Annotated in this window: 22 protein-coding genes; 4 read left to right on the plus strand and 18 right to left on the minus strand. The window is 44.9% G+C overall.

Translation table 11 applies throughout. The features are described 5' to 3' along the window. Positions 1-184: 184 nt before the first annotated feature. Together ACRRS1_RS15320 and pomA are read right to left on the minus strand one after the other, a co-directional pair. On the minus strand, positions 185-1096 hold the full coding sequence (locus ACRRS1_RS15320) for a flagellar motor protein MotB (protein WP_432452324.1): 912 nt from the start codon (positions 1094-1096) through the stop codon (positions 185-187). Between the two features lie 10 nt (positions 1097-1106). Next, positions 1107-1871: a flagellar motor protein PomA gene (gene pomA, locus ACRRS1_RS15325; RefSeq protein ID WP_432452323.1), complete on the minus strand. Its 765-nt coding sequence runs from the start codon at positions 1869-1871 to the stop codon at positions 1107-1109. 224 nt (positions 1872-2095) lie between these two features. Between pomA and ACRRS1_RS15330 the strand changes: the two genes are divergently transcribed. From ACRRS1_RS15330 to dxs, 3 genes are read left to right on the plus strand one after another with little or no spacing between them, the layout of a single operon-like run. Further along, positions 2096-2341 (plus strand): exodeoxyribonuclease VII small subunit, encoded by a 246-nt coding sequence (locus ACRRS1_RS15330; protein WP_432452322.1) that lies wholly within the window; start codon positions 2096-2098, stop codon positions 2339-2341. After that, the gene (ispA, locus tag ACRRS1_RS15335) at positions 2338-3222 is read left to right on the plus strand and encodes a (2E,6E)-farnesyl diphosphate synthase (RefSeq protein WP_432459807.1); all 885 of its coding nucleotides are present in this window, start codon (positions 2338-2340) and stop codon (positions 3220-3222) included. The genes ACRRS1_RS15330 and ispA overlap by 4 nt, the downstream gene beginning before the upstream one ends. A 30-nt stretch (positions 3223-3252) precedes the next feature. Further along, positions 3253-5136 carry a 1-deoxy-D-xylulose-5-phosphate synthase gene (dxs, locus tag ACRRS1_RS15340; RefSeq protein WP_432467441.1) on the plus strand — a complete coding sequence of 628 codons (1884 nt, stop codon included), beginning with the start codon at positions 3253-3255 and terminating at the stop codon, positions 5134-5136. A gap of 76 nt (positions 5137-5212) precedes the next feature. On the opposite strand, the gene ACRRS1_RS15345 is transcribed toward dxs, so the two are convergent. The 15 genes from ACRRS1_RS15345 to glyA all read right to left on the minus strand — a co-directional run bounded on the left by ACRRS1_RS15345 (position 5213) and on the right by glyA (position 21269). Further along, on the minus strand, positions 5213-6748 hold the full coding sequence (locus ACRRS1_RS15345) for an ABC transporter substrate-binding protein (protein WP_432459809.1): 1536 nt from the start codon (positions 6746-6748) through the stop codon (positions 5213-5215). 100 nt (positions 6749-6848) lie between these two features. Next, positions 6849-7883 carry a peptide ABC transporter ATP-binding protein gene (locus ACRRS1_RS15350; RefSeq protein ID WP_432467440.1) on the minus strand — a complete coding sequence of 345 codons (1035 nt, stop codon included), beginning with the start codon at positions 7881-7883 and terminating at the stop codon, positions 6849-6851. Beyond that, positions 7880-8860, minus strand: a complete 981-nt coding sequence (gene dppD / locus ACRRS1_RS15355) for a dipeptide ABC transporter ATP-binding protein (protein WP_432467439.1) — start codon at positions 8858-8860, stop codon at positions 7880-7882. The genes ACRRS1_RS15350 and dppD overlap by 4 nt, the downstream gene beginning before the upstream one ends. Before the next feature lie 11 nt (positions 8861-8871). Next, positions 8872-9774: a dipeptide ABC transporter permease DppC gene (gene dppC, locus ACRRS1_RS15360; protein ID WP_432467438.1), complete on the minus strand. Its 903-nt coding sequence runs from the start codon at positions 9772-9774 to the stop codon at positions 8872-8874. A gap of 13 nt (positions 9775-9787) precedes the next feature. Then, on the minus strand, positions 9788-10798 hold the full coding sequence (locus ACRRS1_RS15365; protein WP_432467437.1) for an ABC transporter permease subunit: 1011 nt from the start codon (positions 10796-10798) through the stop codon (positions 9788-9790). Between the two features lie 58 nt (positions 10799-10856). Continuing rightward, on the minus strand, positions 10857-12446 hold the full coding sequence (locus tag ACRRS1_RS15370) for an ABC transporter substrate-binding protein (RefSeq protein WP_432467436.1): 1590 nt from the start codon (positions 12444-12446) through the stop codon (positions 10857-10859). Positions 12447-12978: 532 nt separating this feature from the next. Further along, on the minus strand, positions 12979-13458 hold the full coding sequence (locus ACRRS1_RS15375) for a phosphatidylglycerophosphatase A family protein (protein ID WP_432467435.1): 480 nt from the start codon (positions 13456-13458) through the stop codon (positions 12979-12981). Between the two features lie 9 nt (positions 13459-13467). Next, a complete protein-coding gene (thiL, locus tag ACRRS1_RS15380; RefSeq protein ID WP_432467434.1) occupies positions 13468-14457 on the minus strand; it encodes a thiamine-phosphate kinase in 990 nt (329 codons plus the stop codon). Between the two features lie 4 nt (positions 14458-14461). Continuing rightward, positions 14462-14878 (minus strand): transcription antitermination factor NusB, encoded by a 417-nt coding sequence (gene nusB / locus ACRRS1_RS15385; RefSeq protein WP_432452311.1) that lies wholly within the window; start codon positions 14876-14878, stop codon positions 14462-14464. A gap of 15 nt (positions 14879-14893) precedes the next feature. Further along, complete coding sequence (ribH, locus tag ACRRS1_RS15390) at positions 14894-15364, minus strand: 6,7-dimethyl-8-ribityllumazine synthase (RefSeq protein WP_432452310.1); 471 nt, start codon at positions 15362-15364, stop codon at positions 14894-14896. 104 nt (positions 15365-15468) lie between these two features. Further along, positions 15469-16581: a bifunctional 3,4-dihydroxy-2-butanone-4-phosphate synthase/GTP cyclohydrolase II gene (ribBA, locus tag ACRRS1_RS15395; RefSeq protein ID WP_432452309.1), complete on the minus strand. Its 1113-nt coding sequence runs from the start codon at positions 16579-16581 to the stop codon at positions 15469-15471. Positions 16582-16649: 68 nt separating this feature from the next. Next, positions 16650-17306 carry a riboflavin synthase gene (locus ACRRS1_RS15400; RefSeq protein WP_432452308.1) on the minus strand — a complete coding sequence of 219 codons (657 nt, stop codon included), beginning with the start codon at positions 17304-17306 and terminating at the stop codon, positions 16650-16652. A 5-nt stretch (positions 17307-17311) separates the two neighbouring features. After that, positions 17312-18439: a bifunctional diaminohydroxyphosphoribosylaminopyrimidine deaminase/5-amino-6-(5-phosphoribosylamino)uracil reductase RibD gene (ribD, locus tag ACRRS1_RS15405; protein WP_432467433.1), complete on the minus strand. Its 1128-nt coding sequence runs from the start codon at positions 18437-18439 to the stop codon at positions 17312-17314. Between the two features lie 3 nt (positions 18440-18442). Next, positions 18443-18892 (minus strand): transcriptional regulator NrdR, encoded by a 450-nt coding sequence (nrdR, locus tag ACRRS1_RS15410; RefSeq protein WP_432452306.1) that lies wholly within the window; start codon positions 18890-18892, stop codon positions 18443-18445. A gap of 1123 nt (positions 18893-20015) precedes the next feature. Then, positions 20016-21269, minus strand: a complete 1254-nt coding sequence (glyA, locus tag ACRRS1_RS15415) for a serine hydroxymethyltransferase (protein ID WP_432452305.1) — start codon at positions 21267-21269, stop codon at positions 20016-20018. Positions 21270-22197: 928 nt separating this feature from the next. Here glyA and ACRRS1_RS15420 point away from each other — a divergent pair. Then, positions 22198-22461 (plus strand): Lpp/OprI family alanine-zipper lipoprotein, encoded by a 264-nt coding sequence (locus ACRRS1_RS15420; protein WP_432452304.1) that lies wholly within the window; start codon positions 22198-22200, stop codon positions 22459-22461. Positions 22462-22506: 45 nt separating this feature from the next. On the opposite strand, the gene ACRRS1_RS15425 is transcribed toward ACRRS1_RS15420, so the two are convergent. Beyond that, positions 22507-23418: a L,D-transpeptidase family protein gene (locus tag ACRRS1_RS15425; RefSeq protein WP_432459814.1), complete on the minus strand. Its 912-nt coding sequence runs from the start codon at positions 23416-23418 to the stop codon at positions 22507-22509. Between the last annotated feature and the right edge of the window lie 139 nt (positions 23419-23557).

The following is a 23557-nucleotide window of genomic DNA, read 5'->3' on the forward strand; positions in this document are numbered from 1 at the left end:
ATGCAAACAAGAGATGACAAGAAAAAGCCCCCTTAACAGGGAAGACTTCGTTCACCAAGAACGACAGAAAATATGCTTGGAATTGAAAACAGACACTCGCCAAGCGGCAAACAAAACACGATTGCCGCGATTCGTTTCAAGACGAAATTAATCACGGCTATTTACCAAATACGCTATAAAAAGATTATTGCTCGGAGACCGCAATCTCACCCGATTGCGCCGCTTTCCCCTGCATAATACCTATTTCCACTCGACGATTACGTCGACGATTCTCTTCGGTGTTATTTTTAACCAAAGGTTTGGTATCGGCCATACCGCTAACAATCAGACGATTTTCGTCAAACCCTTTCACTTTAATCAATTCATGAGCCACCGAAACCGCTCGCTGGCTAGAGAGATCCCAGTTAGAACGATACAATTCCGACTCAGTTTGTTGATTATCCGTATGCCCAGAGACTGTGACAACCCCGGGGATATCTTTAATCACTTCCCCAACCCGCTGGATCACTGGACGGAACTTAGGTTGTAAGAATGCCGAACCCGAAGGAAAGGCTCCTTTTTCTCGGACCCGAATGATAATCTGTTGGCCCAGAGACTCAACTTCAATCGCCCCGTCTTCAATTTGATCGCGCAGTTGTTGAGCAATCCGCTTAGCCGTTTGATTCTGCTGACTCTGCTGCTGAGCCTGACTTTGTGCAGACTGCGCTTGAGTGGCCGTGGCCCGTCCACCGCTTTGTTCCCCAGTCTTATTTTGGCCCCCGGCATCGGCTTCTTCACCATCATGAAATTCAAGCTTTGCCTGAGTCATATCAATGGTTTGTTGCATAATGGTCTCAATCGGAGTTGGCTCTGGCCGACCAGGGCGAAACTCCTGAGCGATCACCGAAGTCCCTTTGGGAATATCCTTCACTTCAAGTAAGTTTTGTACCCCAAAGGCATATTTCATCGAGCCTGCAATCTGCTTGAACTTCATTACGTCCATTTCAGAGAATGCCAAAAGCAATACAAAGAAACACATTAATAAAGACATTAGATCAGCGAAGGTACCCATCCATGCAGGCAGACCAGGAGGAGGACATTTGCAAGGTTCTTCCATACTCAATCACCTATTCGTCAGTGGTACCCAAAGAACGCTTGCCTTCAGGAAGGTAATTTTTCAGAACACCTTCAATGACCCGCGGGTTTTGGCCATCTTGAATTCCCAAAACCGCATCCAAAATTAAACTACGATTGAGCTTTTCTTCACCCGCTCGTAAGCGCAACTTATCGGCAATCGGTATCGCGACCATGTTAGCTAAAACCGCACCATAAAGCGTGGTTAACAGCGCGACCGCCATCGAAGGTCCAATCGATTTTGGATCATCCATATTGGATAGCATCGCCACCAAACCAATCAGAGTACCAATCATCCCCATCGCTGGCCCTACATCGCCAATGGCCGTAAAAATCCCAGCACCAAACTCATGCCGTTCGGTGGTTAGCGCAATGTCTTTTTCCATGGTAGCGCGCACCACGTCCGCATCATGCCCATCAACTAACATATCGATGCCTTTTTGCATGAAGGGATTGGTAATTTCTGCTTCTTCTAAAGCTAGAAAACCACCTTTACGAGCTGCATCAGCCATCTCCACCGAGCGCTCAATTAAGTCATCAGGCTTATCGGTCTTAAACATAAAAGCCTTTACAGCTATTTTCACAGCCCCCAGAAACTGTCCTAAATTGTATTTCATCAATACAACAAACAAAGAGCCACAAAAAACAATTAATATCGAGGGGACATCGACAAAAATCCCAATCCCGCCCCCCATCACCATCGCCATTACAACGAACGCGAATGCACCAATAATCCCGATCAGCGTTGCTAAATCCACTACTTATTCCTTTTAACCGGTAGCCTGGAAACTCTAATTAAACTAATACTAGTCTACTCTCAAAACAGAATCGAAGGTATTTTTGTGTTCGTTTATCAATATCTTGAAAAAGTCTATCGTTCTTTATTTATCGACCGAAATTAAAATACTTGAATCACAAGTTTGACCTACCTAAACGCCTAGGGTAAGTTTGCGCCAGCAGAAGCATCATGGAGGCCTTAGCAATGGTTGCCAAAAAACCCGAAAAAATGAAGTTTGAAGAGACCTTAGACGAACTCGAAGATATTGTTCAACAACTAGAACAAGGTGAACTGAGCCTTGAAGATTCTCTCAAGCAATTTGAACGCGGCATTAGTCTAGCCAATGCAGGACAAAGTAAGTTGCAGCAGGCTCAACAACAGGTCGAGATTCTCCGCCAACAACACCATGGAGATAGCTTAGAGCCCTTAACACAGGAGCCCACTGAGTGAATCACAAATTGGCTCATGTTCTCGGCCACTATCAAACACAAATCAATACCTATTTAGAACAGGTATTACAGCAGCAGCCCGTCAGTGATCCCCGTTTATTAGCGGCGATGCAGCATGGTCTATTATTAGGTGGAAAAAGGATCCGTCCTCTATTGGTCTATTTAGTGGGCCAACTCAATCAAGCCCCAATGGCGGCATTGAATGCCGCGGCGGCCGCAGTTGAATGTATTCATGCCTATTCCTTAATTCATGACGACTTGCCAGCCATGGATGATGATGCATTACGTCGCGGCCAGCCGACCTGTCATATCAGCTTCGATGAAGCAACCGCCATCTTAGCTGGAGACGCCTTACAAAGCCTCGCGTTCAACTTACTCGCCGAAGCCCCCGTGAATGATGCGCAAAAAGTGGCGATGTTAAAAGTATTGAGCCAAGCGGCAGGTTACAATGGCATGTGTGGCGGACAAGCCTTAGATATTGCGGCGACCGACCAAACGGTTACGCTGGCACAGTTAGAAACCGTGCATAAACATAAGACTGGTGCATTGATTCAGGCAGCGGTCATGATGGGCGCAATTTGTGCCAATATCAGCCATGCTGAACAGCAAGCCTTGCTTCGGTACGCCGACGCGTTAGGCTTGGCATTTCAAGTCCGAGATGACATTTTAGATATTATTAGCGATACCGATACCCTAGGTAAACCACAGGGCTCAGACCAAGCTTTAAATAAAAGTACCTACCCCAGTTTATTGGGTATCGAGGGCGCTATCGCAAAAGCCGAAACTCTTGGTAAAGAAGCACTTCAAGCCTTAGAGACTTTGCCTTACAATGGCGAACAGCTCGCCCTTTTGGCGGATTATGTCGTGCATCGAGACAACTAGTCGCAGACGATAAAAAACGATAAGCATTTTATGACACTGAATATAAAAAATTACCCAACTTTAGCCTTAGCCGATTTGCCAGAACAATTACGTCAACTAGAGCTACAACAGCTTCCTCAGCTGTGTGATGAACTTCGCCAATATTTGCTTAACAGTGTCAGCCAATCGAGTGGCCATTTGGCCTCAGGACTCGGTGCAGTAGAACTCACCGTTGCGCTACATTATGTCTACAATACTCCCTTCGATAAACTGGTATGGGATGTCGGCCATCAGGCTTACCCGCATAAGATCCTCACTGGTCGCCGTGAGCAAATGTCGACCATTCGCCAATTCAAGGGACTACACCCTTTCCCTTGGCGCGAAGAAAGCGAATATGATGTGCTCAGCGTGGGGCATTCCAGCACTTCGATTGGTGCAGCCCTAGGCATCGCCATAGCGGCCGAGAAAGAACAATTAGACCGTAAAGTAGTCGCGGTCATTGGCGACGGCGCAATTACCGCCGGCATGGCCTTTGAAGCCCTCAACCACGCGGGAGCCGCTCACAATGACATGCTGGTGATCTTAAACGACAACGAGATGTCGATTTCTGAAAATGTCGGCGCATTAAACAATTCCTTAGCAAATATTTTATCCGGATCGCTGTATTCTTCACTTCGAGAAGGAGGGAAAAAAGTACTCAGCGGCATGCCACCCATTAAAGAGCTCGCCCGCCGCGCCGAAGAACACCTGAAAGGAATGGTTGTCCCAGGCACCTTATTCGAAGAATTTGGCTTTAACTACATCGGCCCTATCGATGGACACGACGTCAAAGGCTTGGTGAGAACCTTAAGCAATATGCGCGACCTTAAAGGTCCGCAGTTGCTACATATTATGACCAAAAAAGGCAAAGGCTACTTACCCGCAGAGCAGGATCCGATTGGTTATCACGGGGTTCCCAAATTTGACCCGAGCCAAGATAACCTACCTAAAAGCAAGGGCTCTGCCCCCACTTTTTCAAAGGTATTTGGCGACTGGTTATGCGACATGGCGGCAATAGACGATAAGCTGATGGGCATCACTCCTGCCATGCGAGAAGGCTCAGGTATGGTGCGCTTCTCCAAACAATTTCCCGAACAATACTTCGATGTTGCGATTGCAGAACAACACGCGGTAACCTTTGCAGCAGGTTTGGCAATTGCTGGCTACCAGCCTGTGGTCGCCATTTATAGTACCTTTTTACAACGTGCCTATGACCAAGTCATTCATGATGTAGCCATTCAAAACTTACCGGTATTATTTGCTATCGACCGCGCCGGAATTGTTGGTGCTGATGGCCCAACCCATCAAGGAGCCTTCGATCTGAGTTATCTCAGAGCCATTCCAAATTTAGTGATTATGGCTCCAGCCAATGAAAATGAATGCCGACAAATGCTTTATACTGGCTATCAACATCAAGGCCCGGCAGCGGTGCGCTATCCTCGAGGAGGGGCAGATAACAGCCCCATCAACCCAGAGATGCAGGCGCTAGAAATTGGCAAGGCGCGTAGCATCCGAAAAGGTCGCTCGATTGCGATACTGAACTTTGGCAGTTTATTAGCCAAAGCCCTGCCCGTTGCGGAAGCCTTAGACGCCAGTTTAATCGATATGCGTTTTATCAAACCTCTCGACCAAGATTGTATTCGTAGCCTCGTGGGTCAACACCAACTACTGGTCACCTTGGAAGAAAATGCGATTCAGGGCGGTGCCGGTTCAGCGGTCAACGAGTTTTTGTTCGCTGAGCAGCTCAACCAAGTGCAGGTGTTAAATATCGGTTTACCCGATCATTTCATCGAACAAGGCAGCCAAGCAGAAATCTATCAGCTGTTAAAACTAGACAGTGACGGGATCCGTCAACAAATTGAAGCTTTTAGCCTAAAATCTCAAGGCTTTAACTAAGCGCCTTACAAAGTCGACATCAGTGATTGAGTCACTCGCCCCAGCGCGTGTTGCTTAGTCACTTGATGATTGACGATTAATTAAACTGTTCTAGATGTTCAAATAAAGGAACTGGACTCGCAGGATTAATACTTTCAAAGTTAACCTGCTGATTTATTGCCCAAATAGTGCGTTGCCAATAAAGTGGCACAAACACCGCTTCTTGATAAAGTTGTCGCTCTAGAACTTGAACAATCTTCGCCCGTTTCACTTCATCCAACTCTTGTTCGCCAGCTAAGATAAGCTGTTCAACTTTATCACTTTGATAGCTGGCACATCGACTGGGCTCTGCATAGCTTTCAGGATCTTGCAAAAACATCGAGCGAGCGATGCTTAAAACATTTCCTGCATCACTCTGACGACGCGTTAAAATTACATCACTACTGCAGTGCTCAATACTTTGCTGATATTGCTGCTCATCCAGCCATTCCGGCTGCAAATTAATATTGACTCTATCCAGCATCGTCACTAACTGCTGAACCACCTTGGCGTTATCTTCAAAGATCCATTTTGGTACTGCCATACTCAATTGAAAACCTTTTGCATAGCCAGCTTGCTGCAATAATTGATGCGCCAGCTGCAAGTTATAACGTGGCACTAAATTCGAGTTATAACCCAGTTGCCCAGGAATACTGAGTTGAGTGGAAGCCACAGTATAAGGCCCAAGTACCTCCGCTAGATGAACATTATCAATGGCTAGATTAAGCGCTTGGCGCACCACCCGATTGGCCAAAGCGGGATGCCTTTGATTCAGTTCAATAGCCAGCCATTTCAATCCTTCGGTTTGGATCACCCGTAATTGCTTATCTTTATTTAGCATATCGACATAACTATCTGGCACATGATCAACTATATCAACATCACGAGAGAATAGACTCGCCATACGCATTGTTGCCTGCTTGATCGGCACCACTTTAACTTGAGTAATGTTGCCTCGATTCGCCCGCCAATAGTCAGAGTTAAGACTAAACTCCGTCACAATTCCTGGCACATAGCGACTTAACTTAAATGGTCCAGTGCCCGATACAATTGGTAACTGCTCTGATGATTCAGAACCTTCCTCTAAATGGGATAAATAGAACTGTTTATCCGCCGGAAAAATAAAACTAAGCCTTTGTATAAGTTCTGAAAATGGTCGATAGGTGCGAACTTCAAACTGTAATTGGTTAAGCGCAGTGATGCTCTTAATGGGGGCAAATAGTGCTTGTAGGTGGGGCAGATAACGTAATTGTTCAAAGGTCCATGCTACATCCTCTGCGCTTAAGCGGTTTCCAGAATGAAAATCCACATTTTCCCGTAACTGAAATTGGATCTGGGTTGGCGAAATAACTTTCCATTTAGTCACCAAACGCGGGGTTACTCGGCCCTGTTGATCGAGTAAAAAAAGTGGATCAAATAATAGATGATTCATGAAGTTACTATTGGCGTCAACTTCGTCCACGATAGCGCTTGGCCTTGTCTGAAACGCGGTCCCCCAAACTAATAATTTGGCTTCTACCTGAGTCAGCCCAATACAGCTTAACACTAGCATCAAGCCTAAATGCTTTAATCTTGCTTTGTAACGACTACGCAATCGGAGATCCTAATGGCTTTCTTAGCTTTCTGGCTAAGTTACACCGGATTAAGCAATAAAAAAAGCGGGACTCGCCCGCTTGTCATGGTTTTCAAATAACTTAGGCTATTCGCCCCTCTTCTCGAGCAAAACAAGCTACCTGAGCTAGACCATCAACAACCAACGACGGTTGCTCGGCGTAACAACGTTCCTTAGCATAACGACAACGCGCATGGAAAGCGCAGCCCACAGGCGGATTTAGCGGTGAGGGTAATTCCCCTTCCAGCTTTATCTTCTCTCGACGATGCGCCGGGTTTAGCCGCGGTGTACTCGACAACAAAGCCTGAGTATAGGGATGTTTGGGATTGGCAAACAACTCTTCACAACTAGCATATTCAACCGCTTTCCCAAGGTACATCACCATCACTTCATCAGCGATGTGTTCCACTACCGATAAGTCATGAGAAATAAAGATATAACTTAAGCCCATCTCCTCTTGCAGATCCATCATCAGATTAAGTACCTGTGCCTGTACCGACACATCTAAGGCAGAAACTGGCTCATCGGCAACCACCACCTTTGGATCGAGCATTAAACCACGAGCAATCGCGATACGTTGCCGTTGTCCACCCGAGAACATATGCGGGTAACGATCGTAATGCTCGGGACGTAAACCAACTTTAGCAAGCATTGCTTGTGCTTTTTGTTTACGTTCAGACTTGCTCATACTGCTATTAATCAATAACGGTTCTTCTAAGATCGTTCCAACCTTCTTACGCGGATTGAGCGAACCATAGGGATTCTGAAAGATGATTTGGATCTTCTGCCGTAGCGCCTTCGCTGCATCTTTACCTAAGCTTAAGATGTCTTTACCATCAAAACACAACTCACCAGCAGTGGGAGTTTCGATCATGGTCAATACTCGGGCTAAGGTCGACTTACCACAGCCCGACTCTCCCACCACCGCCAAGGTTTTCCCTTTCGCTAATTCAAAGCTTACACCATCGAGGGCTTTCACCGTCGCATCGGGCTTAAACATCCCTGCTTTCACGTGATAATGTTTTTTCACAGCATTCACTGACAACACTGGCTCCAATACTTCACGCTTAGTGTTCACAGTACTCAGTGCTGCGGCTTTCATAATACTGTCACTCATGCACTTGGTCTCCCAGCATCATCTAGGGGGGTGAAACAACGCACCTGACGCTCGCCATCGTGCTGCATCGTCGGTCGTTCATTGCGGCAACGATCGCTCGCATAGGCGCAGCGAGGATTGAGCAAACAGCCAACCGGACGATCAAAGGCACCGGGAACCACTCCGGGTAAGGCATCTAAACGCGCCTTACCAGCAGAGGACTCCGGCAACGAGCGAAGCAAGGCCTGCGTGTATGGGTGTTTAGGATTCGAAAAAATAGCATCGGCAGGACCAGTTTCGACCACTTGCCCTGCATACATCACAATCACCCGATGGGCTGATTCGGCGACTAAAGCAAGATCGTGAGTAATCAACACTAGGCCCATATTTTTTTGTTTCTGTAGATCTAATAACAGATCAACAATTTGCGCCTGAATTGTCACATCTAATGCGGTAGTGGGTTCATCGGCGATTAACAATTTGGGATCACAGGCAATCGCCATCGCAATCATCACTCGTTGGCTCATCCCACCAGAGAGTTGGTGAGGGTAAGTTTTTAAACGTGACTCGGGATCAGGGATCCCCACCTGCTCCAACAGTTCGATTACCCGCTGGCGACGCCACTTCTTATTACCACTTTGGTGAATTTTCAGCGCTTCGCTAATCTGGTATTCAACCGTATAACAAGGGTTGAGACTCGACATTGGCTCTTGAAAGATCATCGCGATCTCAGCCCCGGTAATCGCTCGGCGCTTATTTTCCGATATCGCTAATAAGTCTTGGTCTTCAAACTTCAAGGTATCAGCACTCACTTTTCCTGGGTAATCAATCAGCCCCATGATCGACAAGGAACTAACACTTTTACCGGAACCTGATTCCCCTACAATCCCAACAATTTCACCTTTTTCAACACTGTAACCCACTTGGTCGACCGCACGAAAGGGATTGGGGCCATCACCGAATTCAACAGTGAGGTTGTTCACTTCTAATAAAGACACGGATTTATCTCCTACTGCTTCAGTTTTGGATCGAGGGCATCACGTAAACCATCGCCCATCAGGTTAAAGGCTAACACCGTCAGTAAGATCACCAGTCCCGGGAAGGTCACCACCCACCAGGCCCGCTGCACAAACTGCAAGGCATCCGCCAACATGCTTCCCCACTCTGCCATCGGAGGCTGCGCCCCTAAACCAAGGAAGCCTAAAGCAGCCATGTCTAAAATAGCATTTGAAAAGCCCAACGTTGCTTGCACAATCAACGGTGCCAGGCAATTGGGCAGAATAGTGATAAACATTAAACGAAAAGAGCCTGCGCCCGCAACCCGCGAAGAAATCACATAATCTTTATTGATCTCAGCAATGGTTGAGGCGCGAGTCAAGCGAACATAGTGAGGCATCGAGACAATCGCGATGGCCATCGCCGCATTAAAAATGCTGGGACCTAAGATCGCCACAATCGCAATCGCTAACAATAAACTGGGCATGGCCAGCATGATGTCCACGGCCCGCATGATGATCGTTTCGACAACACCGCGATAGAAACCAGCAATTAAACCAAGTAGTACACCAAAGCCCAAAGAGAGCGTCACCACCAGACCACCAATAAATAACGACAACCGAGCACCGTGAATTAAACGCGATAAAATATCTCGTCCCAACGCATCGGTTCCTAACAGATAAGTGCTATTGCCGCCTTCTGCCCAAGATGGGGGTATTAATAAGGCATCCCGATATTGCTCGATAGGCGAATGGGGAGCAATCAGCGGCGCGAATATCGCAAGCAAGATCATCGAGACAATGAAAATCAAACCAATCACCGCACCGGTATTCTGGCTAAAATAGCTCCAAAATTCCTGTAAGGGGGTTTGTACTTTTGGCCCTGTCACTTCAGGGCGAACAGTTTGTTCAGACATTAACAGTACTCCGCTATTTGCCGTGACGGATCCGTGGGTTTACCACGCCGTAAAGAATGTCGACCAACAAGTTGACCAGAATAATGATCGTCGCCACGATTAGAATGCCCCCTTGAACGACAGGGTAATCACGTCGACCGATCGATTCGATGAGCCATTTTCCAATCCCCGGCCAAGCGAAAATAGTTTCGGTTAAAATCGCTCCTGAGAGTAAGATCCCCACCTGCAAGCCAATCACGGTAATCACCGGAATCAGTGCATTACGTAAAGCATGAACCACGATCACCCGCATCGGTGCCATTCCCTTGGAACGGGCGGTTCGAATATAGTCTTCACCTAATACTTCAAGCATTGACGAGCGAGTCATCCGGGCTATCACCGCCATCGGGATGGTGCCAAGTACAATACTAGGTAAAATTAAATGATGCACAGCAGAAGCAAAAGCCCCCTCTTCACCCGACAACAAGGTATCAATTAACATGAAACCGGTGACTTCATCAATCCAATAGGTCACGTCAAGCCTGCCGGAGACTGGGGTAATGCCGAGGTTAACCGAAAAAACCAGCATTAATAGTAAGGCCCACCAAAAAATCGGCATCGAATAACCGGTTAAGGAAAAGGTCATCACCGAGTGGTCAAATATCGACCCTCGTTTGACCGCCGCTATAATTCCGCAGGGCAGCCCCACAAAAATAGCGAACAAGGCTGCACAAGAAGCTAATTCCACAGTCGCTGGAAACAGCGTAAGAAATTCTTCGGTAACGGGTGTCTTGGTAATTAATGAACGGCCAAGGTCACCACTCGCAATGTTTTTTACATAATCAAAGTATTGGACCAACAAGGGTTGGTCTAAGCCTAATTCGGCACGCAAGGCTGCGTGACGCTCAGGTGACACGCCTCTTTCCCCTGCCATCACTTCGATAGGATCACCAGGTATCATCCGGATCAGCGTGAAAGTAAGAAGAGTAATGCCGATGAAAGTGGGAACCACCAACATCAATTTTTTTATAATAAATTGGAACATAACTACAGCTCTGTGTCTGAAGGAAGGAAAGGGGCTGAATCCAGCCCCTTCGATATGGCTATTTTAGTGACACGCCATAGAAGTAATGACCGCCAAGTGGGTCAACTTTAAAGCCTTGAACTTCTTTACGAATTGGCTTGTAAGCCACCGAGTGGGCGATGGTTAACCACGGCGCCTGCTCTTTGAAGATTTTCTGCGCTTGTTTGTAAAGTTTAGCACGATCCGCTTGAACCGATAGTTGCTTAGCTTTGTTGATTATATCGTCAAAGGGTTTGTAACACCACATGGCACGGTTACTACCGCCAACCGCATCACAGCTTAACAACACACCTAGGAAGTTATCTGGGTCACCATTATCGCCAGTCCAGCCTAGTAAGGCAGTATCATGCTCACCTTGCTTGGTACGCTTGAGGTATTCCCCCCACTCGTAACTAACAATGTCAGCCTTGACACCAATTTTCGCCCAGTCGGCTTGGATAATCTCAGCCATACGACGTGCATTAGGGTTATATGGACGCTGAACAGGCATCGCCCAAATATTAGTTTTTAGATTAGTAACACCTGCTTCCGCCAACAACGCTTTCGCCTTCACAGGATCATATGGATAATCAACGGTGTCTTCGTCATAAGACCACATTGTTGGTGGAATTGGGTTCTTCGCGATTTTACCGCTACCTTGGAAGACCGCATCGATAATCGCTTGTTTGTTCACTGCAAGACTTAGAGCCTGACGAACTTTCACATTATCAAACGGTGCTTTTTGAGTATTAAAGGCCAAGAAACCAATGTTCAAACCTTCCTGACTTAACAGATTAATATCCGGATCTTTCTTCATCTGCTCAACATCAGCAGGGTTAGGATAAGGCATCACATGACACTCACCCGCTTTTAGCTTAGCGTAACGCACTGAGGCATCAGGCGTAATGGAGAAGACTAAACGGTCGATAGCCGGTGCGCCGTTCCAGTATTCTTTATTACCAACGTAACGAATTAACGAGTCTTTTTGATACTGTACTTTTTGGAAAGGACCGGTGCCTACAGGGTCAAGATCCAGTTTTTCTGGCGTTCCCGCCTTCATCAGCGCATCGGCTTGCTCAGCTGAGAAAATTGACGCGAAATCCATCGCAAGGTTAGCGATGAATGGTGCTTCTGGTTTGCTTAGTACAAACTTCACGGTGTAATCATCTACTTTGACGATTTCTTTCACCAATTCTTCCATGCCCATACCGCTGTAATACTCATAAGAGCCACCGGAGACTTTATGGTAAGGATGATTTGGATCATCCTGACGCTCGAAGCTAAAGACCACATCATCAGCGTTAAAATCGCGAGTCGGCTTAAAACCTTTCTTCTGGGTATGGAATTTCACACCTTTGCGTAAATGAAAGGTGTATTCCAAACCATCTTCCGACACATCCCATGATTCAGCCAAAGCAGGGATCACATTGGTTGTACCGTTCTCAAACTCAACCAAACGGTTAAAAATGGTCTTAGACGACGCATCAAACGTAGTTCCTGCAGTATATAAACTGGGGTTAAACCCTTCTGGACTGCCTTCAGAACAGAAGACAAATGTTTGAGCTTGTACGCTCATAGCTACTGCGCCAGCAACTAATGCTAAAGACAGCTTCGCTAATCCTTTCTTCATTATGATTCTCCATGTGACATCATGTCATAGCAGTGACCTTTATGGTCACATTTCAGTGTGTTTGCGAATAGACCAATAATTTTAGTTTTTGTTAAACCTAATCCTTAGCTCACAAAAAAAATTCATTTTATGGTAAGGCTAAGCTTAAACAAGCCCGATCCGCTTTTTTGCCATATTAAACTAGTATTTTTATCTGCCGCTGTAAATAGCATATACAGGATTTTATATAGTAAAAGCTAAAACAAACAGATAAAGTGATTATAGATTCGATATATCATCATATTTATGCAATGCGGAATATAGTTATGCGGTTTTGATATAAAAATAAACTGAATATTGGTTTGGAAAAATTGAAATAAATATGAGATTTTACGAGTGACTTCGCGCCATAGTTATCGAACAACTAACTTCCAAAATAGAGTATATACTCAAATCTTAGGAAGAATGTAGATTTTATGCGCATGCTACTTTACTTGTCTGCTTCGGTTCAACAATCGCGATAGGTGGCACAAGAAGTATGGCTGAAAGCGTATTAAGCGAATACAGGGAGTATAAGTTGTAAACAAATGGCCGCAAAAATACCCGCTAACACATCATCAATCATGATCCCAAAGCCACCGTGTACCTTTTTATCAAGTAGTTTAATCGGCCAAGGTTTCCATATATCGAAGACTCGAAATAGCACAAACCCTAAACCCACCGCCAGCGGAGAAAGTGGTACTGCAGTCATGGTAATCCAGTAGCCGACAAACTCATCCCAAACAATAGCGCCATGATCATGCACGCCCATTGCTTGACTCGCCTTATTGCAACACCAAATACCAAAAATAAACGACAATAACAATACAGCCAAATATAGCCATAACGGTAATTGGGCTAGCAATAGGTAGAAAGGAATCGCCGCCAAGGTACCAAAAGTACCGGGTGCTTTGGGGGCAAGACCACTGCCTAAACCCACCGCACACAAATGTAAGGGGTGACGTAAATTTAATTTAGCAACAGGATTATCCATTAGTACGACTTATTTGTTTTCATGACTAAAATGATCCCAACCCAGCCCTTCCAAATGATAGGGTTGCTCTTGGTAGTGCAGTCTAATTTCACCTGTACCGGGAGCTAATTGGCCAATCACCGTGTAGGGAACACCACTATAGGCTAAAGCGGTTTCTAAGGAGCCCTTGTTAGATTCTGGCACGGTAAAGCATAACTCGTAGTCTTCTCCGCCAGTTAAAGCAAATTGTAAACCCCGATCGACCCCAACCGCTTCGCTAAGCGTTTCTGACATAGGGATATGCTCCAAATTCAAAGTCGCTGAACAGTGACTCTGTCTAAGAATATGTTGCAAGTCATTATATAAACCATCAGAAATATCGATCGCTGCGCTAGCTACATCACGTAAACCATAACCTGCTAATACCCGAGGAAGAGGATAATAATGTCGTTTTAAACTCAACTCTAATTGTTGAGGCGTCAAAGACAATTGCTGCTGTAAATGCGCTAATGCAAGGCCCGAGTCACCCAGACTCCCGGTAACATAAACTCGGTCTCCGGGCTTAGCACCACTGCGATATAAGGCTTTTCCGGCAGGAACAATACCATGAACAGTCACCGTAATACTTAATGGCCCCTTGGTCGTATCACCACCAATTAAACTGACATTAAAGTATTCGGCCAAGTCAAAGAATCCGCTGCAAAACTGCTCTAACCAAGTTTCATCTACACCCGGTAAAGTGATAGCCAGAGTCACCCAACGCGGTTCTGCTCCCATCGCTGCCATATCACTCAAATTCACAGCGAGAGCTTTATGGCCGAGAGCATGCGGAGGAATATCAGAGAAAAAATGTACGCCTTCAACCAAGGTATCGGTTGAGATTGCAATCTGACTGTTTTCTGCGGGTATCACCAGCGCCGCATCGTCGCCAACACCAAGCAATACATCTTGGCGCAACTTACTTTGCTGGAAATACTTTTCGATAATATCAAATTCACCAAGAGGTGACGAAGAACGCATAAAACTATGACTTAAATTGTTGTAAACGAAGTACTTTATCTAATACGCCATTCACAAATTTATGGCTATCTTCGGCAGCAAAAGACTTTGCGAGTTCAATCGCTTCATTGATGACCACTTTGGGTGGAACATCGGTTACCATCAACAACTCATAAACACCAATCAATAAAATTGCGTGTTCAACTAAATCTAACTCTTCTAACTTACGCGATAACGATGAACTCATCGCTGCATCCAGCTTATCACTATTGCCAACAACACCAGCAATTAAAGTAGAAAAATAAGGAACATCGGCTTTACTCATATCCTGTTCGGTTAAGAACTGATGTTCGATAGTAGCAACGCTGTCCTTGGTCACTTGCCATTGATAAATTGCCTGAGTAGCAAATTGCCTAGCTTTACGACGTGCAGCTGGTTTCACAGAGAGATCCTCAATTTAAACTTCTATCTGATTAACTAAGTTAATCATTTCTAAAGCGCTTAGGGCGGCTTCAGTACCTTTATTACCCATTTTAGTACCAGCGCGTTCAATCGCCTGTTCAATAGACTCGGTAGTTAACACTCCAAACGATACCGGAATATCAAACTCCAACATCACTTGAGCCAAGCCCTTATGACATTCATTAGACACCAGTTCAAAGTGGTAAGTACCGCCACGAATCACGGTACCTAAAGCAATAATTGCATCGTACTTTTTAGATGCGGCGATACGCTTGGCTGCTAAAGGAATTTCTACAGCGCCCGGGACGCGAACAACGGTAATATTATCGTCATTCAAACCACCTTGGCGGGTCAATGTGTCCACAGCCCCTGATAACAAATTCTCATTAATAAAGCTGTTAAAACGAGCAATAACAATCGCGACTTTAGCATTCGGAGCCGCTAAATTTGCCTCTATTACTTTCATAAATCTTTTGCCTTTTCTTTGAGTCCATCAAAAAAATCGCGCTATTCTAGCACAACAATAAGGATAGACTGGTAATTTAATTCATTTGCTCAAATTTGTGCGAGCTATTCTTGGTCGATATATTCAACCACCTCAAGGCCAAACCCAGAGAGGGCGTGATAACGCTTAGGTGAACTCAACAAGCGCATTTTACTTACCCCAAGATCAGCTAAAATCTGCGAACCAACGCCCACCATTCGCGAAGCACTTTGAGCTTCTTTTGGGGCTGGTGTTTCACCGATATCTTGCAAAGCAAAAGCTTTCACCTGTTCAAGCAAATTATCACCATTATCGTCGGTACTCAGTAATACTAATATCCCTTTCTCATCGGCGATTTTGGCTAAGGCTTTATCAAGTGGCCAACTCATTTTTCCGGCCCGGTCACTTGCCAGTAAGTCGCTGAAAGGATTATGTAAATGAACTCTCACTAGGCTTGCTTGCTCGGCTTGTACTTCACCCGCTTGCATCACAAAATGAACTTTGTTGTCGATGGTATCTCGGTAGCTAATCAATTTGAAATTACCGTAACGGGTTGGCATTTCACACTCAGCTACTCGCTCAATGGTGGTTTCATGATTGTTACGATATTCGATTAAGTCAGCAATTGTGCCTATTTTTAAACCATGTTGCTGGCAAAAAACTTCTAGATCTGGGCGACGCGCCATGCTGCCATCTTGATTCAAAACCTCAACAATCACTGCTGCTGGTTCTCGCCCGGCTAAACGCGCAAGATCAACCCCCGCTTCAGTATGCCCGGCACGGGTTAGCACCCCACCTTCTTGAGCCATTAAAGGAAAGATATGCCCAGGCATCACGATGTCCGCAGGCCCAGCATTTGCAGCCACGGCGGCTTGTACAGTGCGAGCACGATCGGCGGCTGAAATGCCGGTAGTTACACCTTCTGCCGCTTCAATAGAAACGGTAAAATTAGTTGAAAATTGTTCGGTGTTTACATCTACCATCAGTGGCAATTTGAGTTGCTGACAACGCTGTCTCGTCATGGGTAAACAAATTAGACCGCGACCATGGGTGGCCATGAAATTGATCGCTTCTGGGGTCACCATGTCTGCGGCCATAATAATATCGCCTTCGTTCTCACGATCTTCATCATCCATGAGCACCACCATTTTTCCATGGCGTAAATCTTCAATAATTTCTTCAATACTGCTTAATGACATAACAAACCTTCTAAACTTAATAAGGGGGCCTATTTAGCGTGCTAGCCTTTGGAGCACTAGGCACCGCTTTATTTCACAAAACCATGTTGCGCTAGAAATGCAGCATCGATCTTCGATGATGATTTATTCTCTTCTGCGTAACCAAATAATCGCTCCACATAGCGAGCGATGACATCGACTTCCAAGTTAATTTTTTGACCTACAGACCAATTTGCAATGGTTGTTTGTTCAGCTGTATGCGGAATGATAGTCAGGCGCAACTGTTGCTGATTGACCTCATTAACCGTGAGACTAATGCCATCGACAGTGACCGAACCCTTATGGGCAATATAACGCGCGAGATCCTTGGGGACTTGTAGCCAAATGTTCACCGCACGGGCACTAGGACTAATGCTAAGTACTTCGGCTAAACCATCCACATGTCCACTAACAATATGTCCCCCAAAGCGACTTGTGGCTAACATCGCCTTTTCCAAGTTCACTTTATCACCCTGCTTACAACCAGCTAAAGAAGTTAGACTCAAGGTTTCAGTTGAGACATCTGCACAAAAATATTGTCCGCCATACTCAACCACAGTTAAACAAATCCCGTTAACTGCAATACTATCCCCTAAACAAACATCTTCCATATTTAGCTTGGCGCAGGCAATTCTCAAACGTACATCACCCTGACGATGCTCCAAGCTCTTTATTTCACCGAGAGCTTCAATGATACCAGTAAACATTATTATTACGCTTCCTCATTCTGGGGAACCCAGATGGTTTTTGTGTCTGGACCAATACGACGAATATCTAGGCAACGCCAAGATTGAAGCTGCTTCATCTGTTGGTATCCGTTAAGAGCCACCAAACTTTGAGCATCCGCGCCCATCAGTAGCCCCGCCTGATAAACAATCAACTGGTCAACCAAATTTGCTTTGAGTAAAGCTGCCGCCAAACTGGCCCCAGCTTCGACCCACAAGTCATTAATCTCCGCGGAAGCTAAAGCTGCCATAAGGCGCTCTAACCAATGCTCACCCTTAGCAATTGTGAATTGTTTCGCCACATCAAGTTGGTTTTGCTCAGCAAACCCAGCCAAGCATAGCGATGATGGGTCCTTAAAAATATCCAGTGTTTTTGGCGCAGAGTTCAAGCGTTGCTGACGATCGATAATCACCCTAAGCGGCTGGCGTAAGGTCGATCGATCGAGCTGTTCAGCCAAGCTGCCCAGTTGATGATGACGTACATTTAAACTTGCGTTATCCCGAATGACAGTTGTTGCAGTGGATAATATAGCGTGACTAGCAGCCCGCTCTCGTTGCACATCACTGCGGGCATGAGTCGAGGTAATCCACTGACTTTCACCATTGGCTAATGCCGTTTTAGCATCGATAGAACCCGCTAGCTTTAAGCGTACAAAGGGTCGCTTTCGCTCAACTCGGCTCAAGAAGCCAGGATTTAACGCACGAGCCGCCGATTCCATTAAGCCAAGACGAACCTTAACGCCTGCCTGTTCGAGCATGGCAATTCCCTTGCCCGCCACTTGTGGGTTGGGATCAATCATAGCAATTACCACTTCCGTGATCCCTAGCTCGACGATCATGGCAGCACAAGAACCAGTTCGACCTACATGGCTACAAGGTTCTAAGGTGACATAACAACACGCGCCATCAAGGCTGAAACCGGCTTGTTTTGCATCCGTAACTGCGTTTACCTCAGCGTGTTCTTGACCCGCTTGTCGATGGTAACCTTCACCGATGATACGACCATCTTTAACAATGACACAACCAACGTTAGGATTTGGTGCCGTGGTATATCGGCCCAGCTTCGCTAAGGCTATCGCCCGAGCCATAAATTGACAATCAAGTGCAGAAAACATTCGCTACTTTTCCAACTTAGCAATCTCTTCGCTAAACTCTTTAATGTCTTCAAAAGAATGATAAACCGATGCAAACCGCACATAAGCGACTTTATCCAACATGATCAACTGCTCCATCACCACCTTACCAATCAGTTTGGTCTCGACTTCTCGCTCACCAGTGGCTCGAAGGTGAGACTTTATTTTGTTCACCGCTTGTTCAACCTGATCAACACTCACAGGACGCTTTTCTAGCGCGCGCATCATACCTGAGCGCATTTTCTCTTCATTAAAAGGTTCGCGAATACCGTTGCCTTTGATAACTCGGGGCATCACCAGTTCCGCGACTTCAAATGAGGTAAAACGCTCATGACACTCTAAACATTCTCGACGTCTGCGCACTTGGTGGCCATCAGCAACCAAACGAGAATCAATAACTTTAGTTTCATGAGCGGAACAAAATGGACAGTACATGCGCATAACCTTTAAAAAACCTGCCGTGATTTTATCCGGTTAGGCAACGAAGGTACAGGCTCGCTATAAGCTAAGTGAGGAATATTTTGCAGCTTAAAATCATTCGCACTGATGAATCACACCATACATAGTTTATCAGCTCGTTCCAAAATAGCGCTCATCTACAACAGTAAATACCTATATTTAGCCAAATAATAATGCTCACAACTCAACGATTCCAAGCACAGTATCAACTAACTAGATATATTTAGAATATGCTTACCGCTATTACGAGTATATTTGACTATAAGCTTTGCTCACTCCAGTTCGACCAAAAGTAATCCTCTTATCAAAAGAATCACCAAGGAGGAAGCCAACTTTATTGGAGCTGACTCTGATCGATACTCAAACAGTAGTTGCACACTAAATGGATGATTTACACACTCGTTTGGCAACACCATCACCTTGCTCAATGAATCGGCATTCACGCTCTCGCCCGCCCTGAGAAGGATAAAAATTACATGTTTATAAAGAGCAACAAACTCTGGTAGTAAGGCCATTGGGATAGCGTAGCTTTGCTCACGGCAAAATAATTACCCGGCTAAAAATATCACCGCATGATTAATTCTAAATACGAGGCATTGATACAATGAAGATGCATAGTTTAACCTACGAGACATAAACCTGTAAGGCTCGAACCCGAAGACTGAGAGTTAAAGAGTAGGATAGCGAACGCCGCCGTATGCAAGCAGCTCGACGAAAATAGCTAGACTGCACATATAAAAATGCACGATAGCGGTTTACCTTCGCTAATTAGCAAGCACTAACAACATAAAAGCCCCCCAAATAAACAACTGTAGGATCACCAAACGCTTTGCATTTTTTAAAGTGCTCATATCCATTACATTTCTCTCTCTTAGAATTGACCAACCACGGTAGTAATTTGACTGTTCCTTACTATTTGAGATAACAAGCAAAAATAGCACCAATAATAAAGTAGTATCATTACTGAACTCAACCCACTAGTAATAAATAAAACAATAGTAGTTATTGACAACAAAGTCTATTTTACACACCAATAAAAAAAGGAGGCTCAAAGCCTCCTTTTTTAACACTGTTAGTCCCTAACTATTTCACTGGCTACTTAACCATAGACAGGGAAACGTTGGCAAAGTTCTAACACTTGGCCTTTGACACGCTCAATAACAGTATCATCTTGTAAATTATCCAGTACATCACACATCCAGCCCGCAAGCTCTTTTGCAGCTGCGACATCAATACCGCGACGAGTAATTGCTGGAGTACCAATACGTAAACCACTGGTCACAAAAGGTGAACGAGGATCATTTGGCACCGAGTTTTTGTTCACCGTAATATTGGCGCGACCCAGAGCTGCGTCAGCATCTTTGCCCGTAATATCTTTGTCGATTAAATCGACCAAGAACAAATGGTTTTCAGTACCATTTGACACGATTTTATAACCACGCTCTTGCATCACCGCAACCATCGCTTTAGCGTTATCTAAGACGCGCTGTTGGTATTGCTTGAACTCTGGCTCCATCGCTTCTTTAAAAGCGACCGCTTTAGCAGCGATCACATGCATCAAAGGACCACCTTGACCACCGGGGAATACCGCTGAATTTAGCTTTTTCTCAATGGCTTCGTTAGCACGAGCCAAAATCAAACCACCGCGTGGACCCGCTAAAGTTTTATGCGTTGTGGTTGTCACCACATCAGCAATTGGCACTGGGTTTGGATATAAACCTGCAGCGACCAAACCAGCAATGTGGGCCATATCTACAAATAGGTAAGCACCGACTTGATCCGCGATATCACGGAAGCGTTGCCAATCAACGACCCCTGAATATGCAGAGAAACCAGCTATAATCATTTTAGGTTTATGTTGTTTTGCTAAGCGCTCAACTTCTTCATAATCTAACTCACCAGTTTCTGGATTAATGCCATACTGAACAGCATTATAGATTTTACCAGAGAAGCTAACGCTCGCACCGTGAGTTAAATGACCACCGTGCGCTAAGCTCATTCCTAAAACCGTATCACCCGCATTCAGTAAAGCCATAAAAACAGCTGAGTTTGCTTGTGAACCAGCGTGAGGTTGAACGTTAGCATAATCGGCACCAAACAATTTTTTTGCACGCTCAATCGCGAGCATTTCTGCTTGGTCAACATACTCACAACCACCATAGTAACGCTTACCAGGGTAACCTTCAGCGTACTTGTTAGTGAGGTAAGAGCCTTGTGCTTCCATTACACGTGGGCTGGCATAGTTCTCAGAAGCAATCAATTCGATATGCTCTTCTTGGCGAACTTCTTCTTTCGTAATGGCTTGCCATAGTTCGGCATCGTAATCGGCGATATTCATATCACGCTTTAACATCAGTATCTCCTGACTCTTATATAACATGTTGGTGGGTGATTTTGCGAAGGCGCATTCTAACCTGAGTCCCTTACAGATCACAGTAAAATTTTAGCTTATAAACGGTCACCACAAAGGAGCATTCAAGCCAATACTTCACTCATCTTCACCGAAGTATGATGAGATTTCTAGCGAGAATAAGCAATTTTTTACTCACTTGCTTTAAAGTTTATGAAATTTATTCACCTTTAAAAAACTTCTAACAAAAGCTAATTAGCTATACCCGCTCAGACTATTTAAGGACGATTAAGCATCTGTCATGATGGCATTTAAACAAAGCAGATGATGCAAATCATCGGCATTGTCGATCAATCTACGCACAACGGCAATCAGCCGAAACACGAGTAAACTGCAGTAGCAACCTTTTTACAAGGAACAGCGACCAAGGTTAACGCAAATGAAGCAAGCTACATATCTCCTAGCTCAATAAAAATACACTTAGCTCAACCAGCAAGGGGAACAAGCGGGCATTTCAGTGCCTGCAACTCAGTAGCAGAACGCTTGCGACTTAACTTTTACGCCAATAAACATTTTTCATCTTGCTAAGCACAACGCAGTGCGTGGCTTAGCGAATACTTGATGTCTATGCTTAGAAAGTTGATAAAGCTGCTTAAATAAAGTTGCCAATATTCACACAATCTGAACAATGCGTTTGTATTAACATATTTTTTGAAAGGTTCCACCAACATGTTAATAAGTTGTTACCGAAAGACTTAAATACCTGTATTACACACAATTTTCTTTTGCTTTTATCAACAAAGGCTTGCAGCTTGATATTATTGAGCCATAATCATAGCAGCGGCTCACTGCTCGCAGTGAATGGCTTTGCATAAACAAATCGACGATCTAATATCGATCGCTAGAATTGATAAAAAAGGACGGACTTACCATGAATAAGTTTTTAGTTGCAGGCGCTATTGCTTCTACTATTTTACTAGCGGGTTGTACTAACACCACAGCTCTAGAAAACAACGTACAATCTTTAAGCGACAAAGTAGACGCCTTGTCTAACGAAGTTGCAGCTCTTCGTACTGAGCAAAGCTCTTTAAGTGGCGACATCAAATCAGCTCAAATGAGTGCTGATCAAGCAAAAGCTGAAGCGATGCGTGCCAACGAACGTATTAATAACATCGCATCTTCTTACACTAAGTAAGTAACTGCTGATGTAGTCAAAGGTGATGCTTAGCATCACCTTTTTTTATCCGCGTTTTTCGCCGACCAACAGGGCAATCCCTTGCTGATTTTTCAGCGCTTGATTCACAATGGCACTATCCACGCCAGTTTGCGTCACAAACTTTATATCTTCGCGAGTCAGCTTCAAAGAAGTAGCTTGATGTACTTCTTCTATCGAACGATTTAAAGGTTGGTGTACTTCAAGTAAATATTCGCCATTGGGCTCAGCAGAGTGTTTGATAGATTGATCAATAATCCTGACTGGTGTGTTTAGCGCGACCTGCTTAAATAAATACTCGATATCCTTAGGAAATAAACGAATACAACCTGAGCTCACTCTTAAGCCCACACCAAACTCTTTGTTAGTTCCATGGATTAAATACTCGCCGCTTCCATAGGCAAGCCTTAATGCATATTCACCGAGAGGATTTTCGGGCCCAGCTGGCACCACTTTTGGCAAAATCACCCCTTTCGCTGCATATTCATTACGGATATTTTGGGTTGGAGTCCAGGTTGGTTTTTCACGTTTTTGGCTAACCACGGTTTTCATCTCCGGCGTTTCTCTGCCGATCCGACCGATACCAATAGGAAAAACATCTACTTTGCGCGAATCAGGATGAAAATAGTACAAACGTAATTCAGCCAAGTTAACCACCACCCCTTGATATTCTGCATTCGGTAACAGAATTTGGGTGGGGATCAACAACTTGGTACCCGGTTTGGGGAGAAAGGGATCCACCTTTTTATTGGCAGCCATCATCGCTAAAAAACCGACTTGATAATGTTCGGCAATCATCGCAACAGTTTCACCTTTTTGTACCGTATGCCACTGATTTCCGCCAATCAATCGGCTTCCTTCGTTTGGTAAGTCATAGGTGAGAGCAGCAGCAGAAAATGCTAAGCATAGAGCCAAGCAAGCAAACAGCATTCGTTTCATGAGTAACTTTAGTCTGATAAATGTATGACAAACATAACACTAAATACCGATAAATTGGAACACGCTTTAAATGAATAAAGAAAATGATAAAGCTCAGAACATCGTGAAGGATCCATCATGTCACTTCAAAAACTTAAAC

It is taken from the genome of Agarivorans sp. Z349TD_8 (genome assembly GCF_050870825.2).
Classification (GTDB): domain Bacteria; phylum Pseudomonadota; class Gammaproteobacteria; order Enterobacterales; family Celerinatantimonadaceae; genus Agarivorans.

Bases quoted from the DNA above. Each gene is read 5' to 3' on its own strand.
- ACRRS1_RS15320 (WP_432452324.1), bottom strand. From the start codon at position 1,096: ATGGAAGAACCTTGCAAATGTCCTCCTCCTGGTCTGCCTGCATGGATG.
- ACRRS1_RS15330 (WP_432452322.1), top strand. From the start codon at position 2,096: ATGGTTGCCAAAAAACCCGAAAAAATGAAGTTTGAAGAGACCTTAGAC.
- dxs (WP_432467441.1), top strand. From the start codon at position 3,253: ATGACACTGAATATAAAAAATTACCCAACTTTAGCCTTAGCCGATTTG.
- ACRRS1_RS15350 (WP_432467440.1), bottom strand. From the start codon at position 7,883: ATGAGTGACAGTATTATGAAAGCCGCAGCACTGAGTACTGTGAACACT.
- dppC (WP_432467438.1), bottom strand. From the start codon at position 9,774: ATGTCTGAACAAACTGTTCGCCCTGAAGTGACAGGGCCAAAAGTACAA.
- ACRRS1_RS15365 (WP_432467437.1), bottom strand. From the start codon at position 10,798: ATGTTCCAATTTATTATAAAAAAATTGATGTTGGTGGTTCCCACTTTC.
- ACRRS1_RS15370 (WP_432467436.1), bottom strand. From the start codon at position 12,446: ATGAAGAAAGGATTAGCGAAGCTGTCTTTAGCATTAGTTGCTGGCGCA.
- ACRRS1_RS15375 (WP_432467435.1), bottom strand. From the start codon at position 13,458: ATGGATAATCCTGTTGCTAAATTAAATTTACGTCACCCCTTACATTTG.
- thiL (WP_432467434.1), bottom strand. From the start codon at position 14,457: ATGCGTTCTTCGTCACCTCTTGGTGAATTTGATATTATCGAAAAGTAT.
- ribH (WP_432452310.1), bottom strand. From the start codon at position 15,364: ATGAAAGTAATAGAGGCAAATTTAGCGGCTCCGAATGCTAAAGTCGCG.
- ribBA (WP_432452309.1), bottom strand. From the start codon at position 16,581: ATGTCATTAAGCAGTATTGAAGAAATTATTGAAGATTTACGCCATGGA.
- ACRRS1_RS15400 (WP_432452308.1), bottom strand. From the start codon at position 17,306: ATGTTTACTGGTATCATTGAAGCTCTCGGTGAAATAAAGAGCTTGGAG.
- ribD (WP_432467433.1), bottom strand. From the start codon at position 18,439: ATGTTTTCTGCACTTGATTGTCAATTTATGGCTCGGGCGATAGCCTTA.
- nrdR (WP_432452306.1), bottom strand. From the start codon at position 18,892: ATGTACTGTCCATTTTGTTCCGCTCATGAAACTAAAGTTATTGATTCT.
- glyA (WP_432452305.1), bottom strand. From the start codon at position 21,269: ATGTTAAAGCGTGATATGAATATCGCCGATTACGATGCCGAACTATGG.
- ACRRS1_RS15420 (WP_432452304.1), top strand. From the start codon at position 22,198: ATGAATAAGTTTTTAGTTGCAGGCGCTATTGCTTCTACTATTTTACTA.
- ACRRS1_RS15425 (WP_432459814.1), bottom strand. From the start codon at position 23,418: ATGAAACGAATGCTGTTTGCTTGCTTGGCTCTATGCTTAGCATTTTCT.